Annotated in this window: 27 protein-coding genes; 8 read left to right on the top strand and 19 right to left on the bottom strand. The window is 36.0% G+C overall.

Going from position 1 to position 25,997, the window contains the following annotated elements; all coding sequences use genetic code 11:
- Positions 1–662: 662 nt before the first annotated feature.
- The 11 genes from EHQ59_RS00480 to EHQ59_RS00430 form a co-directional block, all read right to left on the bottom strand.
- Positions 663–2,279, bottom strand: a complete 1,617-nt coding sequence (locus EHQ59_RS00480) for a copper chaperone PCu(A)C domain-containing protein (protein WP_135617225.1) — start codon at positions 2,277–2,279, stop codon at positions 663–665.
- A gap of 77 nt (positions 2,280–2,356) precedes the next feature.
- Positions 2,357–3,142, bottom strand: coding sequence for a hypothetical protein (locus EHQ59_RS00475; RefSeq protein WP_135617224.1), 786 nt, complete (start codon positions 3,140–3,142; stop codon positions 2,357–2,359).
- Positions 3,143–3,248: 106 nt separating this feature from the next.
- Entirely contained in the window at positions 3,249–3,659 is a 411-nt protein-coding gene (locus tag EHQ59_RS00470) for an LIC_11090 family protein (protein WP_167481357.1), read from the bottom strand.
- Between the two features lie 94 nt (positions 3,660–3,753).
- Positions 3,754–4,539, bottom strand: a complete 786-nt coding sequence (locus EHQ59_RS00465) for an ABC transporter permease (protein ID WP_135617222.1) — start codon at positions 4,537–4,539, stop codon at positions 3,754–3,756.
- Complete coding sequence (locus EHQ59_RS00460) at positions 4,536–5,243, bottom strand: ABC transporter ATP-binding protein (protein ID WP_135617221.1); 708 nt, start codon at positions 5,241–5,243, stop codon at positions 4,536–4,538. The genes EHQ59_RS00465 and EHQ59_RS00460 overlap by 4 nt, the downstream gene beginning before the upstream one ends.
- Complete coding sequence (locus EHQ59_RS00455; RefSeq protein WP_425270107.1) at positions 5,240–6,553, bottom strand: nitrous oxide reductase family maturation protein NosD; 1,314 nt, start codon at positions 6,551–6,553, stop codon at positions 5,240–5,242. Before EHQ59_RS00455 ends, EHQ59_RS00460 begins: the two co-directional genes overlap by 4 nt.
- A complete protein-coding gene (locus tag EHQ59_RS00450; protein ID WP_135617220.1) occupies positions 6,525–6,911 on the bottom strand; it encodes a nitrous oxide reductase accessory protein NosL in 387 nt (128 codons plus the stop codon). The genes EHQ59_RS00455 and EHQ59_RS00450 overlap by 29 nt, the downstream gene beginning before the upstream one ends.
- Entirely contained in the window at positions 6,892–7,512 is a 621-nt protein-coding gene (locus EHQ59_RS00445; protein WP_135617219.1) for a hypothetical protein, read from the bottom strand. The genes EHQ59_RS00450 and EHQ59_RS00445 overlap by 20 nt, the downstream gene beginning before the upstream one ends.
- A 5-nt stretch (positions 7,513–7,517) precedes the next feature.
- Positions 7,518–9,437 carry a Sec-dependent nitrous-oxide reductase gene (gene nosZ / locus EHQ59_RS00440; protein WP_135617218.1) on the bottom strand — a complete coding sequence of 640 codons (1,920 nt, stop codon included), beginning with the start codon at positions 9,435–9,437 and terminating at the stop codon, positions 7,518–7,520.
- A gap of 8 nt (positions 9,438–9,445) precedes the next feature.
- Positions 9,446–9,853, bottom strand: a complete 408-nt coding sequence (locus tag EHQ59_RS00435) for a c-type cytochrome (RefSeq protein ID WP_135617227.1) — start codon at positions 9,851–9,853, stop codon at positions 9,446–9,448.
- 82 nt (positions 9,854–9,935) lie between these two features.
- Positions 9,936–10,499 (bottom strand): fasciclin domain-containing protein, encoded by a 564-nt coding sequence (locus tag EHQ59_RS00430; protein ID WP_244245301.1) that lies wholly within the window; start codon positions 10,497–10,499, stop codon positions 9,936–9,938.
- A gap of 195 nt (positions 10,500–10,694) precedes the next feature.
- On the opposite strand from EHQ59_RS00430, the gene EHQ59_RS00425 reads away from it, so the two are divergent.
- Complete coding sequence (locus tag EHQ59_RS00425; RefSeq protein WP_135617216.1) at positions 10,695–11,132, top strand: bacteriohemerythrin; 438 nt, start codon at positions 10,695–10,697, stop codon at positions 11,130–11,132.
- Positions 11,133–11,140: 8 nt separating this feature from the next.
- Here the strand turns inward: EHQ59_RS00425 and EHQ59_RS00420 are convergent, their stop codons facing one another.
- The 5 genes from EHQ59_RS00420 to EHQ59_RS00400 all read right to left on the bottom strand — a co-directional run bounded on the left by EHQ59_RS00420 (position 11,141) and on the right by EHQ59_RS00400 (position 14,444).
- Positions 11,141–11,470: a cbb3-type cytochrome c oxidase subunit I gene (locus EHQ59_RS00420; RefSeq protein ID WP_244245300.1), complete on the bottom strand. Its 330-nt coding sequence runs from the start codon at positions 11,468–11,470 to the stop codon at positions 11,141–11,143.
- A gap of 84 nt (positions 11,471–11,554) precedes the next feature.
- Positions 11,555–11,974, bottom strand: coding sequence for a hypothetical protein (locus tag EHQ59_RS00415; protein ID WP_135617214.1), 420 nt, complete (start codon positions 11,972–11,974; stop codon positions 11,555–11,557).
- 18 nt (positions 11,975–11,992) lie between these two features.
- Positions 11,993–12,475, bottom strand: a complete 483-nt coding sequence (locus EHQ59_RS00410) for a hypothetical protein (protein WP_135617213.1) — start codon at positions 12,473–12,475, stop codon at positions 11,993–11,995.
- A gap of 20 nt (positions 12,476–12,495) precedes the next feature.
- Positions 12,496–13,893, bottom strand: a complete 1,398-nt coding sequence (locus EHQ59_RS00405; RefSeq protein ID WP_135617212.1) for an OmpP1/FadL family transporter — start codon at positions 13,891–13,893, stop codon at positions 12,496–12,498.
- Between the two features lie 50 nt (positions 13,894–13,943).
- Complete coding sequence (locus EHQ59_RS00400; RefSeq protein ID WP_135617226.1) at positions 13,944–14,444, bottom strand: hypothetical protein; 501 nt, start codon at positions 14,442–14,444, stop codon at positions 13,944–13,946.
- Between the two features lie 125 nt (positions 14,445–14,569).
- Between EHQ59_RS00400 and EHQ59_RS00395 the strand changes: the two genes are divergently transcribed.
- Entirely contained in the window at positions 14,570–15,823 is a 1,254-nt protein-coding gene (locus EHQ59_RS00395; RefSeq protein ID WP_135617211.1) for a U32 family peptidase C-terminal domain-containing protein, read from the top strand.
- A 138-nt stretch (positions 15,824–15,961) separates the two neighbouring features.
- The gene (locus EHQ59_RS00390; RefSeq protein ID WP_135617210.1) at positions 15,962–16,840 is read left to right on the top strand and encodes a DUF4349 domain-containing protein; all 879 of its coding nucleotides are present in this window, start codon (positions 15,962–15,964) and stop codon (positions 16,838–16,840) included.
- 17 nt (positions 16,841–16,857) lie between these two features.
- Here the strand turns inward: EHQ59_RS00390 and EHQ59_RS00385 are convergent, their stop codons facing one another.
- Positions 16,858–17,286 carry a hypothetical protein gene (locus tag EHQ59_RS00385; protein ID WP_135617209.1) on the bottom strand — a complete coding sequence of 143 codons (429 nt, stop codon included), beginning with the start codon at positions 17,284–17,286 and terminating at the stop codon, positions 16,858–16,860.
- A 209-nt stretch (positions 17,287–17,495) separates the two neighbouring features.
- Between EHQ59_RS00385 and EHQ59_RS00380 the strand changes: the two genes are divergently transcribed.
- The 3 genes from EHQ59_RS00380 to creD all read left to right on the top strand — a co-directional run bounded on the left by EHQ59_RS00380 (position 17,496) and on the right by creD (position 21,021).
- The gene (locus EHQ59_RS00380) at positions 17,496–18,173 is read left to right on the top strand and encodes a response regulator (protein ID WP_135617208.1); all 678 of its coding nucleotides are present in this window, start codon (positions 17,496–17,498) and stop codon (positions 18,171–18,173) included.
- Positions 18,174–18,177: 4 nt separating this feature from the next.
- Positions 18,178–19,608 (top strand): two-component system sensor histidine kinase CreC, encoded by a 1,431-nt coding sequence (creC, locus tag EHQ59_RS00375; RefSeq protein ID WP_135617207.1) that lies wholly within the window; start codon positions 18,178–18,180, stop codon positions 19,606–19,608.
- Positions 19,609–19,692: 84 nt separating this feature from the next.
- A complete protein-coding gene (creD, locus tag EHQ59_RS00370; protein WP_135617206.1) occupies positions 19,693–21,021 on the top strand; it encodes a cell envelope integrity protein CreD in 1,329 nt (442 codons plus the stop codon).
- Between the two features lie 43 nt (positions 21,022–21,064).
- Here creD and EHQ59_RS00365 read toward each other — a convergent pair whose 3' ends face one another.
- Positions 21,065–21,877, bottom strand: a complete 813-nt coding sequence (locus tag EHQ59_RS00365) for an AraC family transcriptional regulator (RefSeq protein ID WP_135617205.1) — start codon at positions 21,875–21,877, stop codon at positions 21,065–21,067.
- A 70-nt stretch (positions 21,878–21,947) separates the two neighbouring features.
- Between EHQ59_RS00365 and EHQ59_RS00360 the strand changes: the two genes are divergently transcribed.
- Positions 21,948–22,400, top strand: coding sequence for an SRPBCC family protein (locus EHQ59_RS00360; RefSeq protein WP_135617204.1), 453 nt, complete (start codon positions 21,948–21,950; stop codon positions 22,398–22,400).
- Between the two features lie 143 nt (positions 22,401–22,543).
- Entirely contained in the window at positions 22,544–25,282 is a 2,739-nt protein-coding gene (locus EHQ59_RS00355; protein WP_135617203.1) for a CHASE domain-containing protein, read from the top strand.
- Here the strand turns inward: EHQ59_RS00355 and EHQ59_RS00350 are convergent.
- Positions 25,272–25,877: a DUF4256 domain-containing protein gene (locus tag EHQ59_RS00350; RefSeq protein WP_135617202.1), complete on the bottom strand. Its 606-nt coding sequence runs from the start codon at positions 25,875–25,877 to the stop codon at positions 25,272–25,274. The genes EHQ59_RS00355 and EHQ59_RS00350 overlap by 11 nt on opposite strands.
- Between the last annotated feature and the right edge of the window lie 120 nt (positions 25,878–25,997).

Genomic DNA, 25,997 nt, shown 5'->3' with positions numbered 1-25,997 from the left:
TAACTCTAGTAAATTTAGCTTTCTTCTCGCTGCTTTGGTGTTTACGTTGGTATTGGTGGTGGTCATGCATTTTCCTCCTAGGAAATGACTTTGTGGTAAAAATCATTTTTTTAAATTGAGGATGTGTGACCACTGCTTCTTTACGAAACTGTCAGGTGAATACTATACTAGCACATATGGTAGAGTCCGCCTAATACGGGGGCGGATTGCAGTGCGCAGTTTCCGTCTCTCGGTTTGCGGAGGATTGGTAAAAGGACACGTCAATTCTTTTTTGATTCGGCGCTGTTAATTGCAATGCGGATAGCCGGTAGGGCATGGGTGATAAACGAAATGCGTAAAGCCAATCGATTTCCCGCAGTTATCTGAAACTCCATTATCGCCCACCAAAAGGTCGTTATACGTATTACAATTAACTCCTTCCATCCCCCATTCCCTCGCGCCAGCGATAGTAGCGGAAATCCTTTCCTCTTACGAAAAAATGAAAATTCGAAACTAAATGGGAAAGATTGGTGCGGATAGCGCGGTCGTGGTTACTGTTGATTTGGATCATCTAACGGATTCGAGGCGCCCTGAATCCTATTTTATAAGATTCAGGTTTGATGGTTAATAAGCTTCGGTCGTAAGAATGAATCTTCCCGAATTAATCAGTTTTACTCATGATTTTAAAAACTATAAGAAACAAAAATGTTGATTAACTCTCTTGTGGCGAGCTGCGGGCCATTTAGGTTTTGGTGGAAAGGCCTTCCATATTCAAATCCAAAACGAGCACCAGATAACATTCCTTTTGTGATCAGAAAGTTGGCACCTATGAAAAAATCACTCCTCATTCCTCCTTGGCGATATGGGTCGTTTTGAGGGTCCATTTTTGGGTCCAGAGTGGCATCTAACCCTTGTAAATTGAGCCATCTTTGTTTTGATACTCGGAATGAAAGTGACATGGAATCAAATAGAAGATATGATATCCAACTGGAAACTTCATATCGATTTCCGAAGCGGTAGTTGTTATCATTTTTACCCATTCGTAAATTGGCTTGGGATAAAATCCCCCAAGAGAAACGATTGAATTGTCCATTGTATGCCAGTTGTGGTAATAGATTATATGTTCCTGTTCCAGGTTGCATATTATAAGGAACTTTTTGTTTTCCCATCATAGGCATGTTATCTCGTTCATCAATAGAACCTGTTGGCAAAGAGATACCCATACCAGTAAAAAAGTTTTGATGTTCAGTTTTGATCAGGCGATAGGCCGCACTGAAACTCACATCACCAATCCCGGAAGAACTCATAGGTGCTCTATCGAAATTGCTAGAGATCATCGTCATTCGATTTTTAACAACTGGGACCATGAACATAACCATCCATCTGTCGGAAATCGATGTCATCACACTAGCCATATTCATCTCCATTACCATATCTGTAGGAACGGACATATAATTGTATTTGTTTTGAGATATGACAGGTATCGTACTTGCGAGTGGAGAGTTTGTGATTAAACTTCCTGTTGGCATGGCAACGGTTGGATCTGTATAAGGAAAATATAATGTTCCAAAATCAGATTGGCCTTGGGTTCCAGATTGTAGTCCCCACATTTTCATACCCATGTAACGATAGTCAATCATCCACTTCCCTTTTTCATGGATGTGTGGGTTCATCACTCCTGCAGGTCCAATCATATCTGCACGATTATGGTTGTGGTGTTCTTCCGCTCCATGGTTTTGATGTTCGGAATGATCGACATCAAATTCATCCTCTTGGGTGGAATCATTGTTAGATTCTAGTAATTCCGATTCTGTCGGATTTGTAGATTTTGATATGATATCCTTTTTTTGAATTTGGTTGGAATCACGATTGCTTGCATTAGGTGGAGATGCTTCTACAGGAATTTTGGTATCAATTTCGAATCCGTTATTAAAAACCAAACGAAGTGGAATCATTTCCTTTAATTTTAAAGGAGATTTGATTCCAAATACCATGATGTGATATCCTTTTGAGGAAAGTATTACGGTGGATTTTTTTGGTATCGGAATTTCCGATATTTTAACCATTTTTTTTCCTGATTCCGTATTTTGCATATCATACAATTCAACTCGATTGGCAATGTCAGATTTAGTTTGAAGTAACTTTAAATCACTGTTAGTGGAATTGATAATGTTAAAGTAGATAACTGAATTTGAACCAGTATTGTACTTTAAGTATGCATTTTCTATACTGATTTCTTTTGCAAACAAAGGTGTTGCGAGAGAAACTAAGAGAAGGATGAGAAGTAATTTCGGTTTCATAAAATTATGGTTTCCTTTTCCAAAAAGGTCATACTAACGAGTTTTCTCGCTAGTATGACAAGTGTTTGGAGAGCGGTTTACATTTCTGTATTAGAAACGATTGATCCAATCGTAAACGAAGTGATTGTGGCCCCGTTTAAAACAAATCCCAATGCATTACCTCCCGTGTATGCGGGCACATTCATCATTTGCATGATAGGATAGTAAGACATTGATCCTCTTTCTGTGTTTGTTAATTCTGCACAAGGTTTATTGAATCCATTGAGAAACCGTGAGCCACCTGATGTGTATTGAAAATCCAAACAATAGGTATATGTTGTTCCGAGAGTTGGTATGGGAGCTGAAACGGATCCACCTTTACCTGTATTGCCATAAACACCTGCACCATTTTTGTATTGTGTTTGAGCTCCAGAAACGATTCGGTAAGTAGGGCCAGAAAGTGGAGATCCACTACCATATGCTATCACATCAATATTACTCGTTGCTGAATTCAGTGTGAAAGTAAGCTCAATATTAGTTCCACCTTTGTTTGTTGCTAACATGACATCAGTATTTGTCGATAAAATGGAGTTAGTCGATATTCCTGTTGCCCCTTTGGTGATTTCCGATTGTGATAAGCCAAGACTAGTAAAGCCGGTAGTATCACATCCTGACACATTGTATTGAGTTCTTGTTTTGCTTTCTACTTGTGTTAAATTACTTGGAATCGCTTGAACTTGTGTAATGGCACAGTTAGGATTTAGATTGGAAGCAGCGAGTAGGGACAACAGATTGGTTGTTTCTGTTCCTGCTTTGTCTGTTGAGAAACTGCAATTGCAAAGAAGTAAACCGACTAAAAATAAACGAATGGTATTAGTAAACATATAATTTCCTTATGATCTTGATCCAAGGTTCTCTTTCCAACAGAGTTCCAAGTGTCTTAGTTTGAATTCAATTGATGATTCAATTGAATCAGAATCCTAAACAGATTTAAGAAAAAGATTTTGGTGGTTTGTCTGGAAGATGATAAAAACCCATGGGTAAAATTTGGTTCGGAAGGATTTGTATGAATACTAGATCTAGTTCTCTTTGGTATACATTTGAGTCAGTTTTCGCATAACTAGGATTCATGGATTGTGACTGAATGATTTTGGTTGCCATCTTCTTTTTTGAGCATGTACAAGTATGGGATCCGGAACCTTTTTTTAAGTGACAGGTCATTCTTTTTTTAGGAAGAGATTCTGCATAATGGTGTACTTCGGAATCAGAGTTGTGGTTACAATGGCAAACCAAAGACAATTGGTACAAAGATTGTGCGAAGAGTCCTGATTCCAAAAATAGGATTTTTCCTATAAAGGGAAGGAGAACGACAATCGTTATGATTTGTATCCAACGTTTCATCATGGTTGGATTCATTATGCTTCAAAAATGAATCCAGTTCCATGATCTAAATCAAGACTATATGAAAATTAATGAAACTATTCACAAAAGTTCATTAAAAATTCCGTTTTAGAAAACGTTTGTAGGAGACAAAGAGGGGAATGCTGACCCATAAAGAAAGAAACACAAAAGCGATGAGAAACACTCCTAACATACCTACGTTTTTCAAAAGTAGGGCCCCGGAAAAACCTAGTAATGCGGCAGAACTAGTTTGTAATAAGATAAAAATTCTCACTAAATCAATTGGATTTAAGAGAATGATGATGAGAGATGGGATCTCTATTGGATAGTCTCCTAAATACAAACTCAACATGAACACAATGGCATCAAAAAAGATAAAGAAATAAAGCCAAGCTAACAAGGATATGGTGAGTACAATCTCTCCCCTGCGTAGAAAAGAAGCGATTAAAAAGGATAATGCGACAAAGATATTGGTTAAAAAGATTCCAAAAATCAATAGTTCAAAAAATAAAAAAAGGTATTTGGGATCGTTTAGAAATAAAAAGAATCCAGGAACTCCAAGTCCGAAAACTAGGCCGATGGAAAGGGAAGTTGTGATTCCTAAAAATTTTCCAAAAAACAATGACTTACGACTGACGGACTTTGATAATAATACTTCGGAAAAGGGCATCGATTCCAAAAATGTCATACCAGAAAAAGTGATCGAATATAATGGAATGACGATGAGTGTGAGATTCATGATGCTCACAAGCAAACGAATTCCATTTTGGTCTCCAAAAAAACTTAAGACCAACATTACAATCGCCAACAGTCCCGAATAAATGAAAATCCATCTGCTGCGAATGTTTTCTTTGATTTCAAAAAGTAATATCTCTTTCATACTTTTGTTTTGTATTCCTCATTCCAGAAATGCATCAAAGCTTCATCCATATTCGCTTTGTTATTTTTTTCTAGAAAATCCTTCGGTGTATCATCAATTAAGATGTTTCCTTCCGATAATAATAAAAATCGATCTGCTAACTCTTGTAATTCTGAAAGAATATGTGTAGAAAATAAAACAAGAGAACCTTGATTTTTTTGTTCTATTAAAAGATTTTTTAATAGATGGGAAATATAAGGATCTAAACTTGCAGTTGGTTCATCAATCACATACAAATCTTTTTGGATGGAAAAACATTGCAAAATACTTATTTTTTGTTTTGTTCCACCGGAAAGCGTACCTATTTTTTTATCCACATGGTGTTTTAAATCCAGTAGATTGAATAAATTCTCAAATCGAGTTTCATTCACAGTTTCTAATTTTTTAAAAAATGAAATTAGTTCCTTTACCTTGATATTGGCCGGAAACCTTGGTGTTTGAGGCATATAACCAATCGTATACGGTTTTCCTTCTTTGTTTTGAAAGTTGATCGAACCTGACTTCGGTTGCACAAGTCCTAAAATTCCTTTGATGAGAGAACTTTTGCCTGAACCATTTGGGCCAATGATCGAAACGATATTCCCTGATTGAATCGAAAAACTTACATTTTTGACAGCTAAGTTAGTGGTTCCATAACTGATGGAAACATCTTGAACAGTAATCATATTCTCACCTTCATCCTTGGTTGTTTGTCTTCAAACTCGATTGGTGTAACGATGGGGAATGCCTTTTCGATTCCTTGCAGGAATAATACAACAGGTGATTCATATAAGATCATTAGAAACGGATACACGGCAATCCAATAACCAAAAAAGTGGATGGTTTTGTGAGGAACATCTCCAAATTGATCTGCATTTAAATCATAACCTTCATAATGATCCCAATAGTTTTGAAAGAATACATTCGTCGTTGATTTTGTATTAGTACTGATATCAAAAACATTTTGAATAAAATTATTGTTTTTGATTTGGTTGTGATCTGTATTTCCTAAAATCTTAATGCCCCAACCATTATCGATAAAATTGTTTTCGATAAATTCGATTTTGGTAATTCCATCTGCAAAAACAGCAATTGTATTTCCTTGGAATAAATTTTGACTCAGGACACTTTCCGAAATATCTTTTAATAGAATCCCATTGGAACTTTCTCCCCAATTTTCAAGAAATTGGTTTTTCTCCATAAAAATCTTTCGGCTGTACATCACAGCCACACCAGCGGAATTATTTTTGAATGTATTATTCGAGAATCGATTTTCATTCGAAAACATAAAATGCATTCCATACCGAATGTTCTCTTTTGCTTCGTTGTTCTCTATTTGCAAATGTTCTGAAAATTCCAAATAGATGCCATCTCGATGTTTTTCCAAATGGTTTCCAATGATTTTGTTATTGTGAGACGACCAAAGATGGATTCCATTTCCACCTAAAACTTCATTCTCTGCATTGCCAATGGAGGAACTGTTTTTGATCGTACATTGAGAAGTTTCAGATAGATAAAAACCGTACACATTGTTCTCAAGTACTAAGTTTTCGAAATAACAATGTTTTACCTTTTCTGCATACACACCTGCATATTCTGCCAAGTCAGAAATTCCACTTCCTATGATTTTTAAGTTCAAAATTTTGACAGAGTCATGGTAAATCCCGAAAACATGTTTTTCTTTTTGTCCATCAACAACGACACCTGGCTCTCCTATGATCGTAATTGATTTTGCGATAGGAATAAAACCTTCTTTGTAAGTTCCTTTTTTGATTTGAATGGTATCTCCACCATTTGCCATTTGGATCGCATGTTTGACAGAGCTGATTGAACAGTTTTGACAAACGGTATGTGTTTTTCCTACAATACTGCCTGGGAAGGTAATCAGGAAAAAAAACGTAAATAAGGAAAGAGGCATAGACAAACGGAAAACAAACAAATGTAAGATACTAACTTTGAAGCGATCCTTAATTTTGGTAAGGTGATGCGTCTTCATGAGATTTGAAAGCGGCGAATCCTCCGCCCATAGGAGATCGTATTTTTTTGGTTTGGATGATGACTGCATTTTCTTTGGGTATAAATTCGTTAGCTTGTAAATAATTAGAAACCCAAATTTGTTTGGTTTTGATTTGTTTTTGGTGAATGAATTGATCCGCACATTCAATCGCATCAAAATGATAACGTTTGCCTTTGTAAGTAATGAGTTGAGTGTGAAATCTCATGTCCACGATTGACATCGAGCAGTGATCACATTTGATTTCACCCACTGTCAAGGCTTCTGGTTTCACTTCCCCACAGTTGCAGAGGACAACTGTGAGTGTGAGAAAAATGAGTTTATGATGTTGAAACCACATTTGATTTTTTCCTTCGTTTTTCATCCCATAGGATATATACAAGTAGGACGAGACTAAATGCTAAAATCATACCACCATAAGAAGGATAACTACAAGCAGTGATATTTAACATCACCTTACAGCCTAGAAGTGGAGGTTGATATGCCATTCCTTCGATGATAATAGGAGCATCAGGATTTAGATTGTGTCCATAATTGTATTCCCATCTCCAAAAATCAAATAAACCAACAAGTCCAACTATGATTAAGTTGATGATACCAAGAATTGCCATTCCTACTTTAGGATACAATTCTGTGATAAAAGCACCAAATATCAAATATGCTAATACATAGGGCATAAACAATAGTTCAGGAATGGATTCCGAAACGATTTCTTTCATACCGATATAGTGATTTAACAAATTGATGTTCTTAAGATCATAAGGTGTGGCACCAGTGATTTGATTGATCCATATATGCATACCTAAACCTTCAGGATACTGAGGAGCAGAGATGGAGATTGACCAGATAGGGATAAAATAAACGAGAACAAGAAAGACACCGACCCCTAAGATTAGGAGTCGGTTTTTTTTACTTAACGTTTGGAAAAGTAAATCTTTCATATTCTTCACGGACTTACACGGATGTATTGTTGCATCTCTTGGTGTAGAGCAGAACAAAAGTCAGTGCAATAGAATGGATAAATTCCTGGTTTAGGAGCTACCCATTTAAAGGTTCTAGTTTCACCTGGCATGATGAGAAGGTTAGTCATGTTTGGTGCACTTCCAATCGCAAAACCGTGAGGGATATCATAGTCTTGTTCCAAGTTAGTAACATGGAAATACAATGTTTCACCACTTCTTGCTTCAATGATGTCTGGTTTGAAGTGAGATCTGATGGCAGTCATGTAAATGTGAGTTACGTTTCCAAGTTTAACAATCCTTGCATCGTTTTCACTTTTTGTCGCGTAAGGGTGTTTGTTCTCTTCCAATGGAAATAACTTCGCAGTTTTGTCCATGATGAGTTTTGCTGGAATCATCTGAGAATAATGTGGTTCTCCAACAGTTGGGAAATCGGAGAGTAACTCAGCTTTACCAGAAGAGATATCATAAAGTTGCGCACTTTGTGGTAATTCCATACCAACAGGTAAAAATCTGTCTTTGGTGATTTTGTTCATCGCAATCAGATACTTACCATAAGGTTCAGTAGAACTTCCACCTACGATGGATAAGTGACCAACGCTATAGTATGCTGGTAAATGTTGTACTACTTCCCATGTTCCCAGTTTCCACTTCACTACCTCTGAGCTCACAAAACAGGAAGTATACGCATACCCTTGTCCATCAAATTCTGTATGGAGTGGACCAAGGCATGGTTTTTGAACTTCACCTGCAAGAGTGGATTCATACTTAAGAACTGGGATTCCTTCGATTTCAGTCGAGTGATGTTCTTTTTTATCCTTCACTTCTATCATTTTGCTAAATGAGTGAACTGGAATCACAGAAGCCAATTTACCACCACCAACGATGTATTCACCAGTAGAGTCAACATCGGTACCATGTGGACTTTTTGGAGTAGGCATGTAATACATCATACCTGGACAATCCTTAGGATTTAACATCTTCACGCCACTTAACTTTGTTGAGACGGCAGCTTTGTTTTCTTCTTTGTAGTTATTTACGTATTCTCCACCAAAATTGTAGGCTTTTCCTTGGTCTTTACATTCTTTGGCACGAACCCAATTGAATGCTAAGATAAAATCTTTGTCTTTTTTGGAAGCTCCTACCTCTAACATTTTATGTGCTTGTTCAGAGTTGTAACTACTGAAGAAACACCAGTCATGAGATTTCTTTTTACCACAATGTGATAAGTCATAGTCAAAACCAGGAACTAACACTTGCAATTCGATTGAAAGTCTTCCTGTATTTTTGTCTACTTTTACCATAGTGACGGTTCCTTTGAAGCCACCTTTGGAAAAACTATCGATGGACACATTACTTTGTGGAACTGGAACAGAGAAACGAGTGGCAGCCATCAAATACTCTGTGTTTTCAGTAGCAAATGGTGATGCATGGTTACCAGCAGTGTTTGGAATTTCTAAAATCTCTTTTGTTTCGAAAGATTTTAAATCGATTCTTGCAAGCCTTGGAGTGTTGTTTGCGTTTAAGAACATCCAACGTCCATCTTGTTTTCCATCTGTCATGGATGCTTCCACGTGATGGCTATCATCCCATGGAACATATCCATGAGTAGTTTTTAACATGTCTTTGGTTTCTTCATCAAAACCATAACCATTTTCTGGGAATACAGAGAACACAGGAATGATTTTGAAGAGTCTTGCGGAAGGAATTCCATATACAGACATCTGACCACTAAACCCACCAGATAAGAATGCATACACTTCATCCTTCTCCCCGGGAGCGACATACACTCTGGATGCCGCATCGGACGCTAACGTCGCTGTTGCGGCTCCCTTTTTGCAATTTGGTAAAAAAGCAAAAAGGATGATTCCAAGTGTAACTAAGATTATGTTTGATTTTTTTAACATATAGTTACCTATTTTAAATCCATTTTACGGAAGTATTCGAGTATCTCTCTCGCTTCTTCCTCTTTAACATTCTGGAATGTCATTTGTACGAGGTGTTCACCAAGTAACTCTTGTCCAATAGGATCTTTTTGAGTCATTTCCACTGGATTTAAGATCATGTTCATGATCCATTCTGGAGTTCTTCTTAATGTTACATCTTGAAGAGCAGGGCCTACGACCTTTTCTTCAAATTTATGACATGCAGAACATTTTGCTTCAAATTGTTTTTTCCCTCTATCAGCCATTGCTTGGTCTAAAGCACCGATGGTGACTGATGATACAGGACCAACACCCTTTGAACTAGCGTTAGATGCTGGTGTTTCTTCTGTTTTCTCTCCTCCACAAGCGAAAATTGTTAAAAACGATATAAGACCCATTAAGATTCCGATTTTTAATCTAATGGATCCTTCTTTTGATTTGTATCGATTCATTGTTCCTACTCCTTTCTTTGATAGTGACTTATTTTTTTTCTGGTGGAAGTAACACTGTATCCACAACATGAATGATTCCATTTGCAGCTGGAATGGAAGCAATGATGGTTGCTCCATTGATTAATGTTTTTCCATTTTTAACGGTTACTTTTGTGTGAGCACCATTTGCCATACCAAGTTCATCATCTTTTCCTGTGAACTCAGACTTTAAAATAGCTTCTGTTAGGTTACCAACAACCACATGATACTCTAAAATATTTTTTAAGGTATCCTTATTGCTGGATTTTAAAAGATCATCTACAGTACCTGCAGGCAATTTTGCAAAAGCATCATTGGTTGGTGCAAAAACGGTAAAAGGCCCTTGGTTTGCCAGTGAGTCAACAAGGCCTGCCGCTTGAACGGCTGCCACGAGTGTGGTGTGATCTTTTGATCCGATGGCTATTTTCAGAACATCTTGTTGTGATTTATCATCTGCTACAGACGAGATTCCTTTCCCTGCATTTGTTTCATCACTTTTCCCACAGTTTGCCGCTGTGAAGAAAATGATGGTTAGAATCATAATCATTGTTATTTGAGAGAATTGATTTTTCATTTGGTACCGCCCAATATTTGGATCTAGAATCATTGAATACCAGTCTCAGTTTAATTACATTGATCTGGATCAAGCGTGAATGGCCGGAATAAGTTGATATTTATCAATCTTAGGTATGCCCCCAATTTCCTGGTTTTGGGGTTTAAAACTTTGTCTCTAAGGTGGTTAGGAAAAAATGGAAACGAAGAGGTAGTTATGATTGCAAATTGGGATGTAAAATATGAGACCAATATTTCAGAGATTGACTCACAACACAAAAAATTGTTTCGACTTATCAATCAAATTGAATCCATTTATTTGGAAAACAAAGGTCATCTTGTCACCAAAACAAAGTCACTTGTGGATGCTGTTTCTGAATTGGAAGACTACACTCTCAGCCATTTTTTAATTGAAGAACGTGTGATGGAATTAAACCAATATCCTGATTTAGAAGCACACAAAAAACAACACGATCGGTTCACAGACAAAATTTTAGAATTAAAAAATCGTTTAACATCGACTCAATTATTGACAAACGATGAAGAATTAAACCGATTTTTTAGCGAATTGATTGGGTTTTTGAGACAGTGGTTAACCAATCATATTTTATTAGAAGATATGAATTACAAACCATACATCAAATTAGTTTTGTAAAACTTAAATTATGGATTGTAAGAAATAGAGCGAACCCAGATGAGTTTGATGAATAGCATGACTGCCATTGTCATTAGTAATTTACCAAAGGTATTTAAATACAAAACATTCCCTAAGATCATGGAAAGTAATACACATACAAATCCAAGATTGTAACTAAAAAATAAAAACCAAACTTGGGAGGTGGAACCTCTTGGATATTCAGAAAGATGTTTGGGAAACATCCAATAGGCTGTACCCATGATGAATTGGATGAGAAAACCCCAAATGAGAATGGAATAATGAAGGGGTAACAAAATCCAAATTTTCTCATTCCATAACAGTAGTTTCTGAGACATGAGAACGCCTCCTAACGTTGTTCCTACGAATAAATAAACGAATGCAGCACGAAGGAACCAAACAGAAGGGAGAGGAAACATAAGTTAAGAAGGTTTCCTTACTACTGGTGTGAGTCTTGGCCAAATTTCCAAAATAAAAGAGAAAATTCCTATGATTTGAAAAACAATGGATAAGAGAAATGGATAAAATACAATTTCCGTATGCGTTGATAAAAATGGTTCGGAACAAAAGCGAAACACAAGTCCTAAGTTTAAAGAGATAAATGATACCCAGGAAAGTAAGGAGCCATGTTTAGAAAGAGATGATTTACCTTTTGGAAACATCCAAAGTGCAACTCCCATAATGATTTGTGAAATCCATCCGAGAGCAATCATATGCCAATAAATCGGAAGTAAAGGATATTGTAGTTGTAAACCAGGAAACTCATTCACCGCAAAAATCAAAACTCCCGTGAACAAAAACAACATTCCCGATTTGATAAAGTATCTAGATATCTTTGGCATCTGATTTCCTGGATTCCATTATTTTTTTTCTGTGTCTATTTCAATTTTATAACCTGCATGGCATGCTACACAGTTTTTTGTGAGATCATCCATCTCCTTTAAGATGTTATGAATCTCTTCTTTTTTCCTAATTTTACTAGCAATCAAATCAAATTTTTCATGGGTTCCAAATCCCATTTTTTTAAAGGATACAGGCAGTTTTAATAAAATTGTTTTTTCTTGGTGTTCCAAACTGGCAACAAGACCCATACCTACAGCTTCTGCTGATTTTGCAGCCTTTTCATAATCTTTTTCACCTAAACCAGCTAACATACCGTTTACGGCTTCTAGTAGGGCTCTCATTTCAGTGAGGACTAGTTGGCGTTCTGCTGGTGTTAAGTGGATGGCAGTTCTTGTATCAAGCGAAGTACTTGTGTTGCCAAAGTATAAAAAGTATCCGATGGTGGCGATTGTGACGAACCATAAGAGGATGGCTATTTTTGCTAAAGGTGATTTTTTCATTCTGTTTTTCCTTCTAAGTTTTAAATGTATTGTTCCATTCCTAAATATACGCTAAAGACACTCATCGTTTTTTGATAAGAATATTGCATGGGATGCACTTCTGAAGTAGAAAATACAGAGTGAGATAACGTCCAGTCAGAAGTTTTGCCTCCGTAGGTTTTTTTAGGAAATCCATATTCACAAGCTATATGAAATGAAGTATCATTCCAAGAAATACTTCCTCCTAAAGATAAATGGTGTATTATACTGGCACCTAACATGGGACTGACACCATTTGCCGGAATAATATTGTTCCCATAACTATATCCCATTCTTGTTTTATATGTTTCATTCCATTGATACTCCAATCCCATTGCAATGATTGTCTGATCTTTCCAATTTAAATTAAATTGAAAGGTATTGGTTTCGGCTCCAATGGGTGTTTTCATCCAAACATCTTCTAATCGAAATTTGCTTGAACTAAAACTTTCGGACCATGGGATGTATTTTAGATCCAATGCGAAAACCAATCGATCCTTATGATATGAAATTCCTGCAATATGTTTGTCAGGCCAAATCATATAACGAGAGACTCTGGTACCAAAAGATCGTTCCGGCATATAAGAATCCACATGCATGGTTCCATCCAAAGGAAGCACATTTCGAGAAGTGTAGGAATAAGCAATTCGAATTGTTTCCGTGATGTCGTAGGAGAAACCAATTTTGCCACCTAAGGTATAAGCAGAATCACTTTGATAACGAATCCCTCCTGGAATGGTAAGGCTTCTTGTTTCATCTTGGTAAGTGCGTTTTAATTGCATAAATCCATAAACAAAATCCAAACCAAGTCCTAAGGCAAAATTTCCTTTTTTGAATCCAACACCAAACGTAGCTTTGGTGGTCATAAACCGAAAAGTTAAGTCTTCTACCGCTTGTTTTCTCTCTCCCACAAAGGGGATATCCATACCAAAAATTTCATTTAGGGAACGACCATCTGGAGTTTGTCTTTTGATGTTTTTGAAATGTCCTCCACCACCACCTTGTGCATAAATGGCAAATCCAATTCCAATTTGATTTGTGATAGGTTTGATGATTCCCAAGTAGGGAAGGACAGCCTTCGGTGACTCCACAATTTTGTTTTGGTAAGTTTTTTCTGGATTCTCATCAATGTATAAGTCCTCGTAGGAAATGGTAGGAAAGTGAAAGGCAGAACCTAACTCCCATTTGGTTCGATTGACACGTGTCAAATGAGAAGGATTTGATTCCAAGTCCATCACCGATCCTCCCACAGCTTGAAAGGCTCCCCCCATCCCCGCTTGCCTTGCACCAAACGCCGGTTGCATGATTCCATGAAATGCATCCAATGGAGTATGAAAGAGTAGGTTTGCCACAGGCAAAATTAGAATCAATATAAAATTGAAAATGCGACTCGAAATCATTTAGTTCAGTCGAAGTCGAACCCCTCAAGAGTCAAGAGGATTTTTGAGGACTAAAATAGAGAGACTCCTCGTGAAGCTAAAATGCCAAGAATGGCAATGGATAAGGAAAGGAGTAAGTTGAGTCGGCCAAAGAAACCAGAACGTTTCCTATAACGTTCATACAATACGGAATCCTTCTCTAAATATTCGAAAGTTTTTGGACCAGAGATAAAATCATGATACAAGGATGAGATGAATAAAATCAGGAAAAGTCCAATTTTGATTAAAAACAAATAACCTAAGTTAGATGTAAAAAAGGAAAACATTTCCCCAGAAGATAAATATCCTTTGGTATATAAAATTCCAAATCCAGAGAGGAAAAAAAGAAAAAATAGAAAATAAGAGATTTTACGGAATTGAAGAGCCGTTAACTGGAGTAAGGTTTGTTTTTGTTCTTTCAGTTTTTGGTTACGGATGACTGGCATCACCACAATTACATAAAAGATCATACCTCCCACCCAAATCATGGCAGAAAGTATATGTAAAAATAACCAAATTAAATAAGACCACATAGATGTGATGATGTTCAAGAGAACATTCTTTTGTCGTTCTATTTTTTCAATTAGAAACACTCTAAAACTTTGATCTCGTATTTTTCTTTAAGGCCAAGGAAACATTTTTGGAATGGAAATAGAACATGAATACAATTAGAAACATTCCAGAATTATTATTACCTGCAGGAAATTTAGAGAAACTAAAAATTGCTTATCTCTATGGAGCAGATGCTGTTTATTGTGGTGTCCCTCGTTATTCTTTACGTGCAAGAGAAAATGAATTTTCTATGGAAGACTTACAAACGGCTGTTAATATAGCAAGGAATCTGAATAAAAAAATATATTTCACTGTAAATAATATTCCTCGTAACTCTAAACTTGGATCTTATTCAAAATACCTAAACCAAATGGCAGAGCTAAAACCAGATGCTTTGATTATGGCCGATCCAGGTCTCATCCATCTCACAAAAACGGCTCATCCCGAATTAAACATCCATATCTCCGTGCAAGCCAATACAATGAATTATGCGGCTGTTCAATTTTGGAAAGAATATGGTGCTACTCGTGTTATTTTATCTCGCGAAGTTTCTATACCTGAAATTAAAGAAATCAAAGAAAAAGTTCCTGATATGGAAATTGAAGTTTTTGTTCATGGATCAATTTGTATCGCTCATAGTGGTCGTTGTTTTATGAGTCAATACTTTAAGAATCGAGATGCAAACCAAGGTTCTTGTAACAATGCTTGTCGTGATTTGTATAAAGTATATGTGACGAATCCAAAACAAAATGACGAACCGATGGAATTGATCTCGGATGAAGAAGGTACTTTTTTAATGAATTCAAAAGACCTACGTGCCATTGAATTTTTACAAGATTTATGTGAGGTGGGAGTTGATTCCTTAAAAGTAGAGGGACGAACTAAAAATGATTTTTATGTAGGGATGGTAGCAAGGAGTTATCGTCATACATTAGATGAATTGTCACGAGGTGAAGGTTTGAATCGTAAGTGGTTAGAGGAATTGGACAAACTTTCTTCCCGAAAGTACTTTTCCGGATTTTTAACCAGGGGTTTAGAAGACCGAGTTCCAGAAGATGAACTAAATTTTCAAAACCATGAGTTTGGAACCAGTAAACAGAAAACACATCACTATGTTGGTTTGGTCAAAGAATTTGAAACTAAAACAAATCGGATTACCATAGAAGTGAAAAATAAAATTGAGAAAGGAGATGTGCTTGAAGTGATCTCACCGAATACAGAAGAAGTAGTTCCTTTTGTAGTAGAAGAAATGTATTTCAAAAACCAACCGATGGAAGTAATGAGTGGTGGGATTGGTTTTGCCGAAATCAAAATTCCATTTGTCATCCCCGCACAATCCTTTCTGACGAAGAAAGTATGACAGAGGGAAATGCATCAATCTAGATTGCTAAAATATTCTAATTCAATATTGGAAAACATCTTTCTAAATCTTCGGATTGAGAATGATTGAGCCTTTGTTTGTTAGTATTGATTAGAATGATTGTGTATAGGATTTGTTGTGAAAAAAATTAACATAGTGATCGTTTCTGTTTTGCTTCTCTTTCTTTTTGACTGTGGCAAATCACAGAGTGAGGAAAAGGAAGCCACGGTGTCCGAAGACCTAATGATTGCTTCCGCTTCCCGTGAGAAAAAATCGGCACCCATGGCTCCCGCCATGGAGGAAAGTGCAGAACCAACCCCACAAACGACAGACAATCGATTGGGTTCTGTGTTTCTTCCTTTGCAAAACACCCAAGATCGATATTTGGAATTTCAAATTGATTTGAGTTACCAAACAATGGATCTCATCAAAACGAGAAATGATCTCTTGTTGTTTGTTTCGAAGTATGGGTTTATCGAATCCAGTTCTGCTACGAATACAGATTCTCCTTCTATGAATGTTCGAATGCGAATCAAAGCAGAAAAACTTTATGATGCTCTTTTGGAACTAGATCGTTATGGAACATTACAACAAGAAAACATTAACACGATTGATCATACGGAAGGTTTGGTATGGGAAAAAATCAAATCGAATCGAGAGAAAATACGTTACCAAAGAAGGGTCAATGCAAGTGGGCAATCCACTAGCAATTCAAAAAATTGGGAAGCGATTGAAGAAGCTATCACAACAAGTGAAAATGGATTAGACCAAGCGGAACATCAAATTTGGAAAATCCAAGATCGAGTGAAATGGGCAACCGTATCCGTCAGTTTTAGTGTTCCTACACCCACGGACAAAATCATCATACCCGTGTACCAAAATGCGTTGGTTGGGATCACCAACCTTTTCTTAGAGTTTACCTATTTACTGGTTTGGATGATCCCATGGTTTGTGTTAGCCGGAATCTTATACCTTCCTGGTAAAAAATGTTACCAGTGGTTCCGACAAAAAAAATAGTGATTAAATGAAAAAAACTATTCTCCGCAGGTTTGGGAATTGAGGTTAAACGCCTTTTTTTCTTCCATGTCGGAGATGGTTTTTGCATAATCACTTTGTAATTTGAAACAACCCATTCGATTTTGTTTGGATGCGTTTTTCATACAATCACAGACAACTTTTGTTTTTTCTTCCGTTGTCAGATTTGGATCAACTTGAGGAACACCAGCTAATTCTTGTTCGCAAGAGCTAAGTGATTTTAAATATCCTTCATGTTGTTTGGAACCTTTTTTGAGGGCCTTCACATGTTTTTCTCGAAGGTTCAAACATTCTTTTTTGTCGTTTTCTGTTTGCGAGATTTTTGCTTCTTTTAGGCAATCACACATCTCTTTTGATTTTTTTTCAGCATTGGCGAAAACGAAATAGGGGATTAGGATGAGAATCCATAAGATAGTTATTTTTTTCATGGCGTTTGGGATATCGGATTTTCCGACTTCGTCAATCCAGATTCCTTCCTTTCATTTAGAGAACGGAATTCAAACTGAAAAATCTTTCGTATCGATTCTTGCTTTTTATGGGAAATCCATTTCTATTTTTATCTGATTGATTTTCTGTTCCACTTTGATTCACTGAATTTTGTTTGGATCCAATTGGCTTGGATCAAATTCACTTGGAAATGATTAAAATTTTACTGATTGAAGATGAACCAGGGATCCAAGAAACGATCCAAATCGCTTTAGAAGCAGACGGTTTTTTTGTCACGATTGTTTCTACGGCCAAGGAAGGATTACAGAGGTTAGCTGATGACTTTTCCCTTGTCCTTCTTGACGTGGGTTTACCGGATCTCAATGGATTTGAAGTCTTAAAATTGATCCGAAAACAATTTTCTCTTCCTGTGATTTTTTTAACAGCTCGTAATGCTGAGATTGATAAAGTGTTAGGATTAGAAATTGGTGCAGACGATTACATTGTAAAACCGTTTAGTCCGAGAGAACTTCTAGCAAGGATACGAGCCATTCTCCGACGCACACAAAATCCAATCGTCATGGAAGAAAAATCGAATGGGAAAATTCGAATCTCCTTAGACAAAAAACTTGTCTATTTTAATGGCAAAAGTTTGAACCTTTCACCTTACGAATACAAAACGATGGAATTATTCTTTAAATGGCCAGGTCGAATTTTCACACGTGAAGAAATTATGGACAATGTTTGGACAGAACCCGAAGATAGTTTTGATCGAGCCGTTGATACTGTGATTAAAAATATCCGTGCCAGGTTTAAGGAAGTGGATTCTCAGTTTGATCCCATTGAAACAAGAAGGGGACAAGGATACGGTTTGAAGGAAATCATATGAACCTTTGGTTACGAATCATCATCAGTTTTTTTTTATCCTTTGTATTGGCTTTTATTATTTAATCGATAAAACAGAAGAATCCATTCGACCCAGGTATATGGAAACGATTGAAGAATCGTTAAATGATACCACACATGTTCTCTCTGCCATTGTTGAAGAAGAAATTAAAAAAAATCCAAATGATCGATTTCGATTCAAAACAGTAGTAGAAAGTTTGTTTCGAGATCCATTCCTCAATGTTCGCAAACGAACCTTTGAAGCAAAAATATATTCTCTCCTAAAAACGAATGCAGATATCCAGATGTATGTAACCGATGCAAAAGGAATTGTGATTTTTGATTCGGAACGATTTCGGGAAGGTCTCGATTATTCTAAATACAATGATGTTTACTTAACTTTGCAAGGAAAATATGGTGTAAGGTCGAGTAAGATGTTTGATACGGAAAAGGAAGGTGCTTTGTTTATTGCATCTCCCATTCGTTACCAAAAGGAGATCATAGGTGTTTTGACTGTGATCAAACCCAAAATAGGAGTCATTCCCTTTATCGAAGAAGCTAAAAATAAATTTTGGCGAATTTCCTTGTTAGTTGCTTCTTCGATTGCGGTTGTATTTAGTATTCTTGCTTATATAAGTTTTCGCCCCATCATTCGATTGTCACAGTATGTCATTTCTCTTCGTAACCAAGAAAGGAAACCATTTCCAAAATTGGGAATCAAAGAACTGAATGATTTAGGAAAAGAAGTGGACCAACTTGTATTGGAGTTAGAGGGCAAAAAATACGTAGAATCTTATGTGCAGACTCTTACACATGAAATCAAAAGTCCATTGTCTTCCATTTTGGCTTCGGTGGAACTAATTGAATCTCATCCAAAAGAGATGAGTCGATTAACAAAAACCATAGAAGCAGAAGCAAAACGAATTCAAAGTTTGATTGATCAGTTACTCGAATTATCTTCGTTAGAAGGTAAAAATTCTATCCAATTGGATGATACAATTGATTTGATTGCACTCTTAGAGGAAGTGATACATCGTTTCGAAATTGAATGGGAGAGGAAATCATTGCAAGTGAATACAATGTTCCCTAAGGTTCCAGTGATCATCAAAGGAAACCATAACTATTTACGTATGGCAATAGAAAATATATTTCGAAACTCGATTGAATTTGCAAATCCCAAAGACCAAATCAGAATTCAGTTACAAGTTTTGGAAAACTCAAAAATTAAACTTGTGATCTTGGATGAGGGACAGTCCATTCCAGACTATGCTCTTTCCAAAGTGACGGAAAAGTTTTTTTCCTTACCTCGGCCGAGGGATAATCGAAAAAGTTCAGGACTTGGACTTAGCATTGTCAAAGAAATTTGTGACCTTCACCAAGCAAATCTAACCATACGAAATTTGGAACCCAAAGGAGTGGAGGTGGAAATTCAGTTTTAAAATTTTTAATCCTCACACAATCCTCACAAACTGATCATAATTCTCTCACCAAAGCCTTTTACAGTGTAACTGTAGGAGTTTTGTATGAGTAAATTAATATCTTCCGTAAACATTCGCCTTTTGATCCTCGGCGTGATGACCATTTTATTTTTGATTCCCCTTTCCATGGTGGGTTCTCTCATCGAAGAACGAAGCCAATCCAGGTTGGATGCTGTTAGCGAAGTTGGAGAAAAATGGAGTCGTGGTCAAACACTACTTGGTCCTATCCTTGTCATCCCGTATAACATCCGAATACCGAAATCGGGAACCTCCCAATCAAAGGAAAAATGGGACTATGTAACTGACTACGCTTACTTTCTTCCTGAAGAACTAGGATACCAAGTTCAAATGGAGACTGAAGAAAGAAAACGTGGCATTTATAACATCCCACTGTATACGAACAAACTGAATGTAAGAGGGAAATTTGCATCCATTCAGTTGTCGGATTTTCCTATGGATACAACTTATATTTATTGGGAAGATGCAAGAGTGATCGTTTCTGTTTCCGACTTAAAAGGATTAGGTGGAGAATTAAAACTCAATTGGAATGGTAAGGAGAAATTTTTTACACCTGGAACCAAATCAAATTATTTTGCTTCTGGCATGAGCCTTCCGATAAAATTAGATGAGAATGAAGGAACTATGAATTTTGTTATGGATTTGTCCTTAAAAGGTTCCGAATCTTTTTCCATGATCCCCATTGGTAAAAAGACAAAAATGATGATGGAATCAAATTGGAAAGATCCATCCTTCAATGGAAATCTTTTGCCAGTGGATCGAGAAATTCATGAGACAGGATTTCGTTCTGTTTGGGAAACTTCCTATTTTTCGCGCTCTTATCCACAGATCATTCATTCCTTAGATGATGCGATTGTAGACTCTATCTATAGTTCTGCTTTTGGAGTCAGTCTATTGATTCCTGTGGATCATTATTTAAAATTGGAACGTTCCGTTAAGTATGGATTACTTTTTCTAGTCACCAGTTTTACTTTATTCTTTTTGATGGAAGTATTTGGTGGAATCATTCTGCACCCTATTCAATATGTTTTGATCGGTTGTGCGATGGTGATTTTTTATGTTTTGAACTTATCCCTTTCGGAACACATCGGATACTTGGGTGCTTATATGGTATCATCTGTGGCTGTCACTTCGCTCATTGGATATTACGCAATCCATGTTTTACAAAATAAGAAAAAAGGAATCATCACCGCTTCCTATTATCTTTCTTTGTATTCCTTTTTGTATATCATCTTAGCATCAGAAGACCAAGCCTTATTACTTGGATCCATTACTTTGTTTGCGATCTTAGCACTTGTGATGCACTTTACTAGAAAAATCAATTGGTATCAATTTGGTTTGCATTCACAGCACTAGATCAATGGAAATCTCTGCAAGGAATTCTTATTCTTTGCAGGGTTCATTCTAAGGATTTCAAATACTTTTCTGGGCTAAGGCCAATCATTTTTTTAAACATACGATTGAAATGAGCTTGGTCAAAAAATCCAAATTCATTCGAAAAATCAGCAAAATGAATCAACTTCTCTTTTTCAATACGTTCGGCAATTTCCTGCATTCTAAATTGTTGGATGATCCACTTTGGATTCACTCCGACATACTCATTAAATAATCGTTGTAAGCTGCGCAATTTTATGGAAAAAAATTTAGAAATTTGTTCTACTCTTGTGATCGTAATGTCTTTGCGAATGAAATCAATGATTTGGTTTACTAATGTAATTTTGGGATCAAAATTGAGTTGTATACTCTCTAACCAACTTTCAATGATCTGAATTCGATTTTCATCTTGATCCGTTTTGGAAATTGCTACATTCAGATCACACTGCGAGAGAAAAGAAGGATTTAGGATTGATTCCAATGTAAAAATACCATTGGTCAACGAAGCCATCGTTTTTTGATATACAGGATAAAATCCTCCCGGTAAAAATTTAATCCCAAATACAGATCCTTTTCCTTGGAGGGTAACAGAAAATCGTTTTTGGTGAACTCCGTAAACGAGATCCTTTCCATTTTCAAAAACGATATGGACACTTGGGTAAGGTAGAGTTTCTGCTGTATAACATACATTTGGTGGGAAGTCCCACGTTACACTCCAGTAATGTTCAATGAAATGTTTAAGTGATTCTTTTGGAAAATAACGATTTTGTTTGGTAAAGGATTGGGTTTTTGATTGGCGCAAAACTCCTTTTGTGGGAACTCCTTTTTTTCGATCCATGTTTCAAAAATTTCCTTTTGACGTGTTTTTACAATTCAAATCAAAACACATCCTGTATACTGAGAAACAAATGAAACAAACTCAAGTATTAAATCATTCTATTGTTGTTGATCTTAACATTCTGATCCATTCCTCATTACAAAAAGTTTGGGAATACCTTGTGACACCAAAACACATAAAAGAATATTTGTTTGGAACCGATACGATATCCGATTGGACAGTAGGAAGTGAAATTCGATTTGTGGGTGAGTGGGAAGGTAAATCCTATGAAGATAAAGGAAAGATTTTAGTATTCGATGCTCCACTCGAATTTAGTTATTCTTATTATTCTGGTTTTTCCAATCTTCCTGATTTGCCAGAAAATTATTCAAAAATTATAATGAAGTTAACTGAAGATACGAATGGAATCCTTTTGAGTTTAACTCAAATCGGATTTGGTTCAGTGGAACAACAAAAACACTCCGAAGAAAATTGGAAAAATATCTTAAAAACGATCAAACAAATGGCAGAAAACATTTCGTAATTGAACTCCACTTTACTGATTGAGATGGATATGTGACTAAAATCTGGAATTTGTGCAAAAATTCAGATTCCAGGAAATGATTTGTTTTAGATTCTTTATTTTTTACTCGTCTTTAATGGAGTATGCACTCTATAGATGAAAAGATGAGTTATTTTTTTCGGAAAATAGGTGTATTTCTATTCGTTTTTGTAGTATATTTCACCTCTGGAAAATTAAGCTTATATCTTTCTTCCATTGATGGTTACAGCACACCTGTTTGGCCACCTGCTGGATTTGCACTCGGATGTGTGCTGATTTTTGGAAATTGGATTGGGTTTGCTGTATTTATTGGTGCTTATTTTACCAATACCAATTTTTCTAATCCCGATCTTAATTTTATCAATTTCTTCTTAGGAAATCCACAAAATGGATTCATCTCACTCGGTAATTCTATTTCGGCATTGTTAGGTGGTTATCTTTTAAAAAAGTATTCCAATCCTAAATTAAATCTTTTTTCTGTAAGAGATCTTTTGTCTTTTTTTGTATTAGCGGGTCCAACTGCTGCCATTTTTTCCTCTCTCATTGGTAGTTTTTCGTTATTCCTGTTTGGAATTATATACCAAGATTTTTTATTTCATACCTGGTTTACATGGTGGTTAGGTGATTCCATTGGAATCATTATCTTTACCCCAATTGTCATTTTAATCTACAAATGGATTTTAAAAGAAGAAACAGGTGTTAGGCTTTTACTGTTTATTTCTTCTACTTTGGGTACATTTGTTTTAACACTTACCATTTTTTTTGTCACACGAGATTGGGAAAAAGAATTCATTCGGTATCGAATTAAATCAGACGGGCAAATCATTTCTTCGGAAATTGAAAATCGAATTTTTGAAAATTTGAGAGTGGTGAAGTCATTAGGATCCTTTATCTCGTTACAAAAGAATTTAAATAAAAAAGAATTTGATACCTATGCAAAATCAATTTTGGACGAAACAGAAAGTGTGTCAGCTTTGTCTTGGAATCTTTCCATCCCACATTCAAAACGAAATTCATTTGAAGCACAGTTGAGATCCGATTATCCAGGATCAATCGGAATCAATACAAAGAAAGAGTATCAAACCCAACTTTCTCCAAGAAATGATCAATATGTCTTCATACGTTATATCTATCCTTATATTGGAAATGAAACTGCTGTCGGGTATGATGTTTTCTCAAATCCAATTCGTAGGGAAGCACTAGTCTCAGCAATGGAAAACAATCAATTAGAGATCACTGGTAAATTAAATTTAGTCCAAGATAAAGCTGAGAATGTTGGATTTTTAGTTTTTTATCCATTGAAACAAAGTGATGGAAACTTTGGATTCGCAACTGCTGTCATCAAAATCACATCCATCATTAAAAAATCATTAATCGGAAGTGATCAAAATAATTTATGTGTTCAAGTTTGGGAAGGAGATACAAATCAAACAACTGAAGTATACAATCGTAATTGTGATACTTCCCATGAAAAAATATTTTCTGAATTTTCTCATATACATGAAACGAAAATTGGAAGCCATGTCATTTTCTTTAAAATAATTGCTACGAAAGAATATTTTGAAAAAAACTTAACAAACGCTTCTCGTTTTATTTTAATCATTTCCTCGTTACTCACTGGTTTACTTGGAATCTTGATGCTCATTATTTTAGGAAAAGAAAAAAGCATTCAAAACATTGTCGAAAAAAGAACTTTCGAATTGGAAAAAGCCAATCGCGTGAAATCAGAATTTTTGGCAAACATGAGCCATGAGATTCGTACTCCAATGAACGGAGTCCTAGGTATGTTGACATTACTAGAAGAAACCAATGTTGATAGTGAACAGAGAGATTATTTAGACAATGCAAAAAAATCAGTGTTATCTCTACTTACGATCATCAATGATATTTTAGATTTATCTAAGTTAGAAAATCATAAATTAGAAATCATACCTACTGAAACAAATGTTTATAAACTTTGTCGAGACATTCAGCTTTTATTTCAATCAGATGTTATCGACAAAAATTTGAAACTCAATCTTGATTTTACCATTGAAGATAAGAACTTACATATAATGGTTGATGAAAATCGATTGCGACAAGTTTTAAATAACTTAATCAGTAATTCCTTAAAGTTTACACCAAGTGGAATCATCACATTAGCTGTAAAATTAGATCCAAATCGAAAGTTCATTGAGTTCTGTGTTCATGACACTGGTATTGGTATCTCGGAAGAAAACATAAAACGATTGTTTGACCGATTTGTGCAGTTAGAAGATGCTCGAACGAAACGATTTGAAGGTGCTGGTCTTGGGCTTTATATCTCCAAACAATTAGTGAATTTGATGGGTGGTGATATTCATGTGGAAAGTATTCTCAATATTGGATCTACATTTAAATTCACGATACCTTTTCAACAAGTAGCAATTCCCAAACAAATTACAAACCGTATTGAATCTTCTGAAACTTTTAATTTAAAGAATATTTATGTCTTAGTAGCCGAAGATAATCTTCTCAATCAAAAGTTTGTTCGAAAAGTTTTGGAGAAAGAAAAAGTAAATGTAACCATTGCTTCCAATGGAAAGGAAACCATCCAATTATTGGATCGTTCTCTCACCGATGAAAGTTTTAAGTATGATTTGATTTTGATGGACATTCAAATGCCCGAACTGGATGGGTTGGAAACTACCAAACGAATTCGACAACGCAATGATGAATACCAATCCATTCCTATCATCGCGCTGACTGCGAATAATATGGATTCTCAAATTCAAGAATACTTAGAAAATGGAATGGATGATTGTGTCAAAAAACCGATTATCTTATCCGAATTACTCCAATCGATTTATAAAATATTTTCAAAAGTGAATCAGGTTAAATCGTAATCGAAGTGCGAAATCCACGTACTGCATAATAAGACTCAGCTCCATTATGATACACAAAAACGGTTTTGTAACGGTAGTCGCAGAATAATGCTCCACCTAACTTACGTATCACCTGTGGTGTTTCAATCCAACTAGAAGTTTTTTTATCAAACTCACCTAAGGTTTGCAAAAACCGATATTCTTCTTCATTTAAAATTTTTGCACCCATACTGTTTGCAAATTCGATTGCACTGTTTTTAGGTTTATGTTCTTTTCGTGAGGCAAGTGCTTCTTTGTCATAACAAAAACTTCTTCTTCCTATTGGTGTTTCCTCTGAACAATCAAAGAAAGTCACTGTTTTCTTTTTGGAATCATAGGATACTACATCCGGCTCACCACCCGATTCTTCCATTTTACTTAAGATGATTAATTTCTTGGGATTGTTTTTTAAGATTTCTTCTACTAAGTCCCATTTGACTCCCTTGTGACGATTCGGATTCTTCTCAAATCGATTGTGGAGAATGGAAAGGATGTCCTCTTTGGAATTCAAATTTGGAGTTTTTGCTTTTTCCGTTTTTTTCTTTTGGTGTTCTGCTTTTTTCTTGATTTGATCCATTATATTTCTGTCCGAATTTTTTGGTTTTCTTTGATGATATAGGTTTCAAATTCCTCTCCCCATTGGTCCAGCTCCTCTTTGAGTCTCCTAGACACAGTCTCACAATCTTCCAAACTAGCA

This window comes from Leptospira kemamanensis (genome assembly GCF_004769665.1).
Lineage (GTDB): Bacteria > Spirochaetota > Leptospiria > Leptospirales > Leptospiraceae > Leptospira_A > Leptospira_A kemamanensis.
Note: the sequence above shows the minus strand (reverse complement) of the source record. Positions and strands in the feature narration are given on the sequence as shown.

Bases quoted from the DNA above. Each gene is read 5' to 3' on its own strand.
- EHQ59_RS00400 (WP_135617226.1), bottom strand. From the start codon at position 14,444: ATGTGGTCTTATTTAATTTGGTTATTTTTACATATACTTTCTGCCATG.
- EHQ59_RS00385 (WP_135617209.1), bottom strand. From the start codon at position 17,286: ATGAAAAAAATAACTATCTTATGGATTCTCATCCTAATCCCCTATTTC.
- EHQ59_RS00445 (WP_135617219.1), bottom strand. From the start codon at position 7,512: ATGAAAGATTTACTTTTCCAAACGTTAAGTAAAAAAAACCGACTCCTA.
- EHQ59_RS00430 (WP_244245301.1), bottom strand. From the start codon at position 10,499: ATGAAAAATCAATTCTCTCAAATAACAATGATTATGATTCTAACCATC.
- EHQ59_RS00470 (WP_167481357.1), bottom strand. From the start codon at position 3,659: ATGAAACGTTGGATACAAATCATAACGATTGTCGTTCTCCTTCCCTTT.
- EHQ59_RS00425 (WP_135617216.1), top strand. From the start codon at position 10,695: ATGATTGCAAATTGGGATGTAAAATATGAGACCAATATTTCAGAGATT.
- EHQ59_RS00415 (WP_135617214.1), bottom strand. From the start codon at position 11,974: ATGCCAAAGATATCTAGATACTTTATCAAATCGGGAATGTTGTTTTTG.
- EHQ59_RS00455 (WP_425270107.1), bottom strand. From the start codon at position 6,553: ATGAAGACGCATCACCTTACCAAAATTAAGGATCGCTTCAAAGTTAGT.
- EHQ59_RS00420 (WP_244245300.1), bottom strand. From the start codon at position 11,470: ATGTCTCAGAAACTACTGTTATGGAATGAGAAAATTTGGATTTTGTTA.
- EHQ59_RS00350 (WP_135617202.1), bottom strand. From the start codon at position 25,877: ATGGATCAAATCAAGAAAAAAGCAGAACACCAAAAGAAAAAAACGGAA.
- EHQ59_RS00365 (WP_135617205.1), bottom strand. From the start codon at position 21,877: ATGGATCGAAAAAAAGGAGTTCCCACAAAAGGAGTTTTGCGCCAATCA.
- nosZ (WP_135617218.1), bottom strand. From the start codon at position 9,437: ATGTTAAAAAAATCAAACATAATCTTAGTTACACTTGGAATCATCCTT.
- EHQ59_RS00360 (WP_135617204.1), top strand. From the start codon at position 21,948: ATGAAACAAACTCAAGTATTAAATCATTCTATTGTTGTTGATCTTAAC.
- EHQ59_RS00475 (WP_135617224.1), bottom strand. From the start codon at position 3,142: ATGTTTACTAATACCATTCGTTTATTTTTAGTCGGTTTACTTCTTTGC.
- EHQ59_RS00465 (WP_135617222.1), bottom strand. From the start codon at position 4,539: ATGAAAGAGATATTACTTTTTGAAATCAAAGAAAACATTCGCAGCAGA.
- EHQ59_RS00450 (WP_135617220.1), bottom strand. From the start codon at position 6,911: ATGTGGTTTCAACATCATAAACTCATTTTTCTCACACTCACAGTTGTC.
- EHQ59_RS00355 (WP_135617203.1), top strand. From the start codon at position 22,544: ATGAGTTATTTTTTTCGGAAAATAGGTGTATTTCTATTCGTTTTTGTA.
- EHQ59_RS00405 (WP_135617212.1), bottom strand. From the start codon at position 13,893: ATGATTTCGAGTCGCATTTTCAATTTTATATTGATTCTAATTTTGCCT.
- EHQ59_RS00380 (WP_135617208.1), top strand. From the start codon at position 17,496: ATGATTAAAATTTTACTGATTGAAGATGAACCAGGGATCCAAGAAACG.
- creD (WP_135617206.1), top strand. From the start codon at position 19,693: ATGAGTAAATTAATATCTTCCGTAAACATTCGCCTTTTGATCCTCGGC.
- EHQ59_RS00395 (WP_135617211.1), top strand. From the start codon at position 14,570: ATGAATACAATTAGAAACATTCCAGAATTATTATTACCTGCAGGAAAT.
- EHQ59_RS00460 (WP_135617221.1), bottom strand. From the start codon at position 5,243: ATGATTACTGTTCAAGATGTTTCCATCAGTTATGGAACCACTAACTTA.
- EHQ59_RS00435 (WP_135617227.1), bottom strand. From the start codon at position 9,853: ATGGGTCTTATATCGTTTTTAACAATTTTCGCTTGTGGAGGAGAGAAA.
- EHQ59_RS00480 (WP_135617225.1), bottom strand. From the start codon at position 2,279: ATGAAACCGAAATTACTTCTCATCCTTCTCTTAGTTTCTCTCGCAACA.
- EHQ59_RS00410 (WP_135617213.1), bottom strand. From the start codon at position 12,475: ATGAAAAAATCACCTTTAGCAAAAATAGCCATCCTCTTATGGTTCGTC.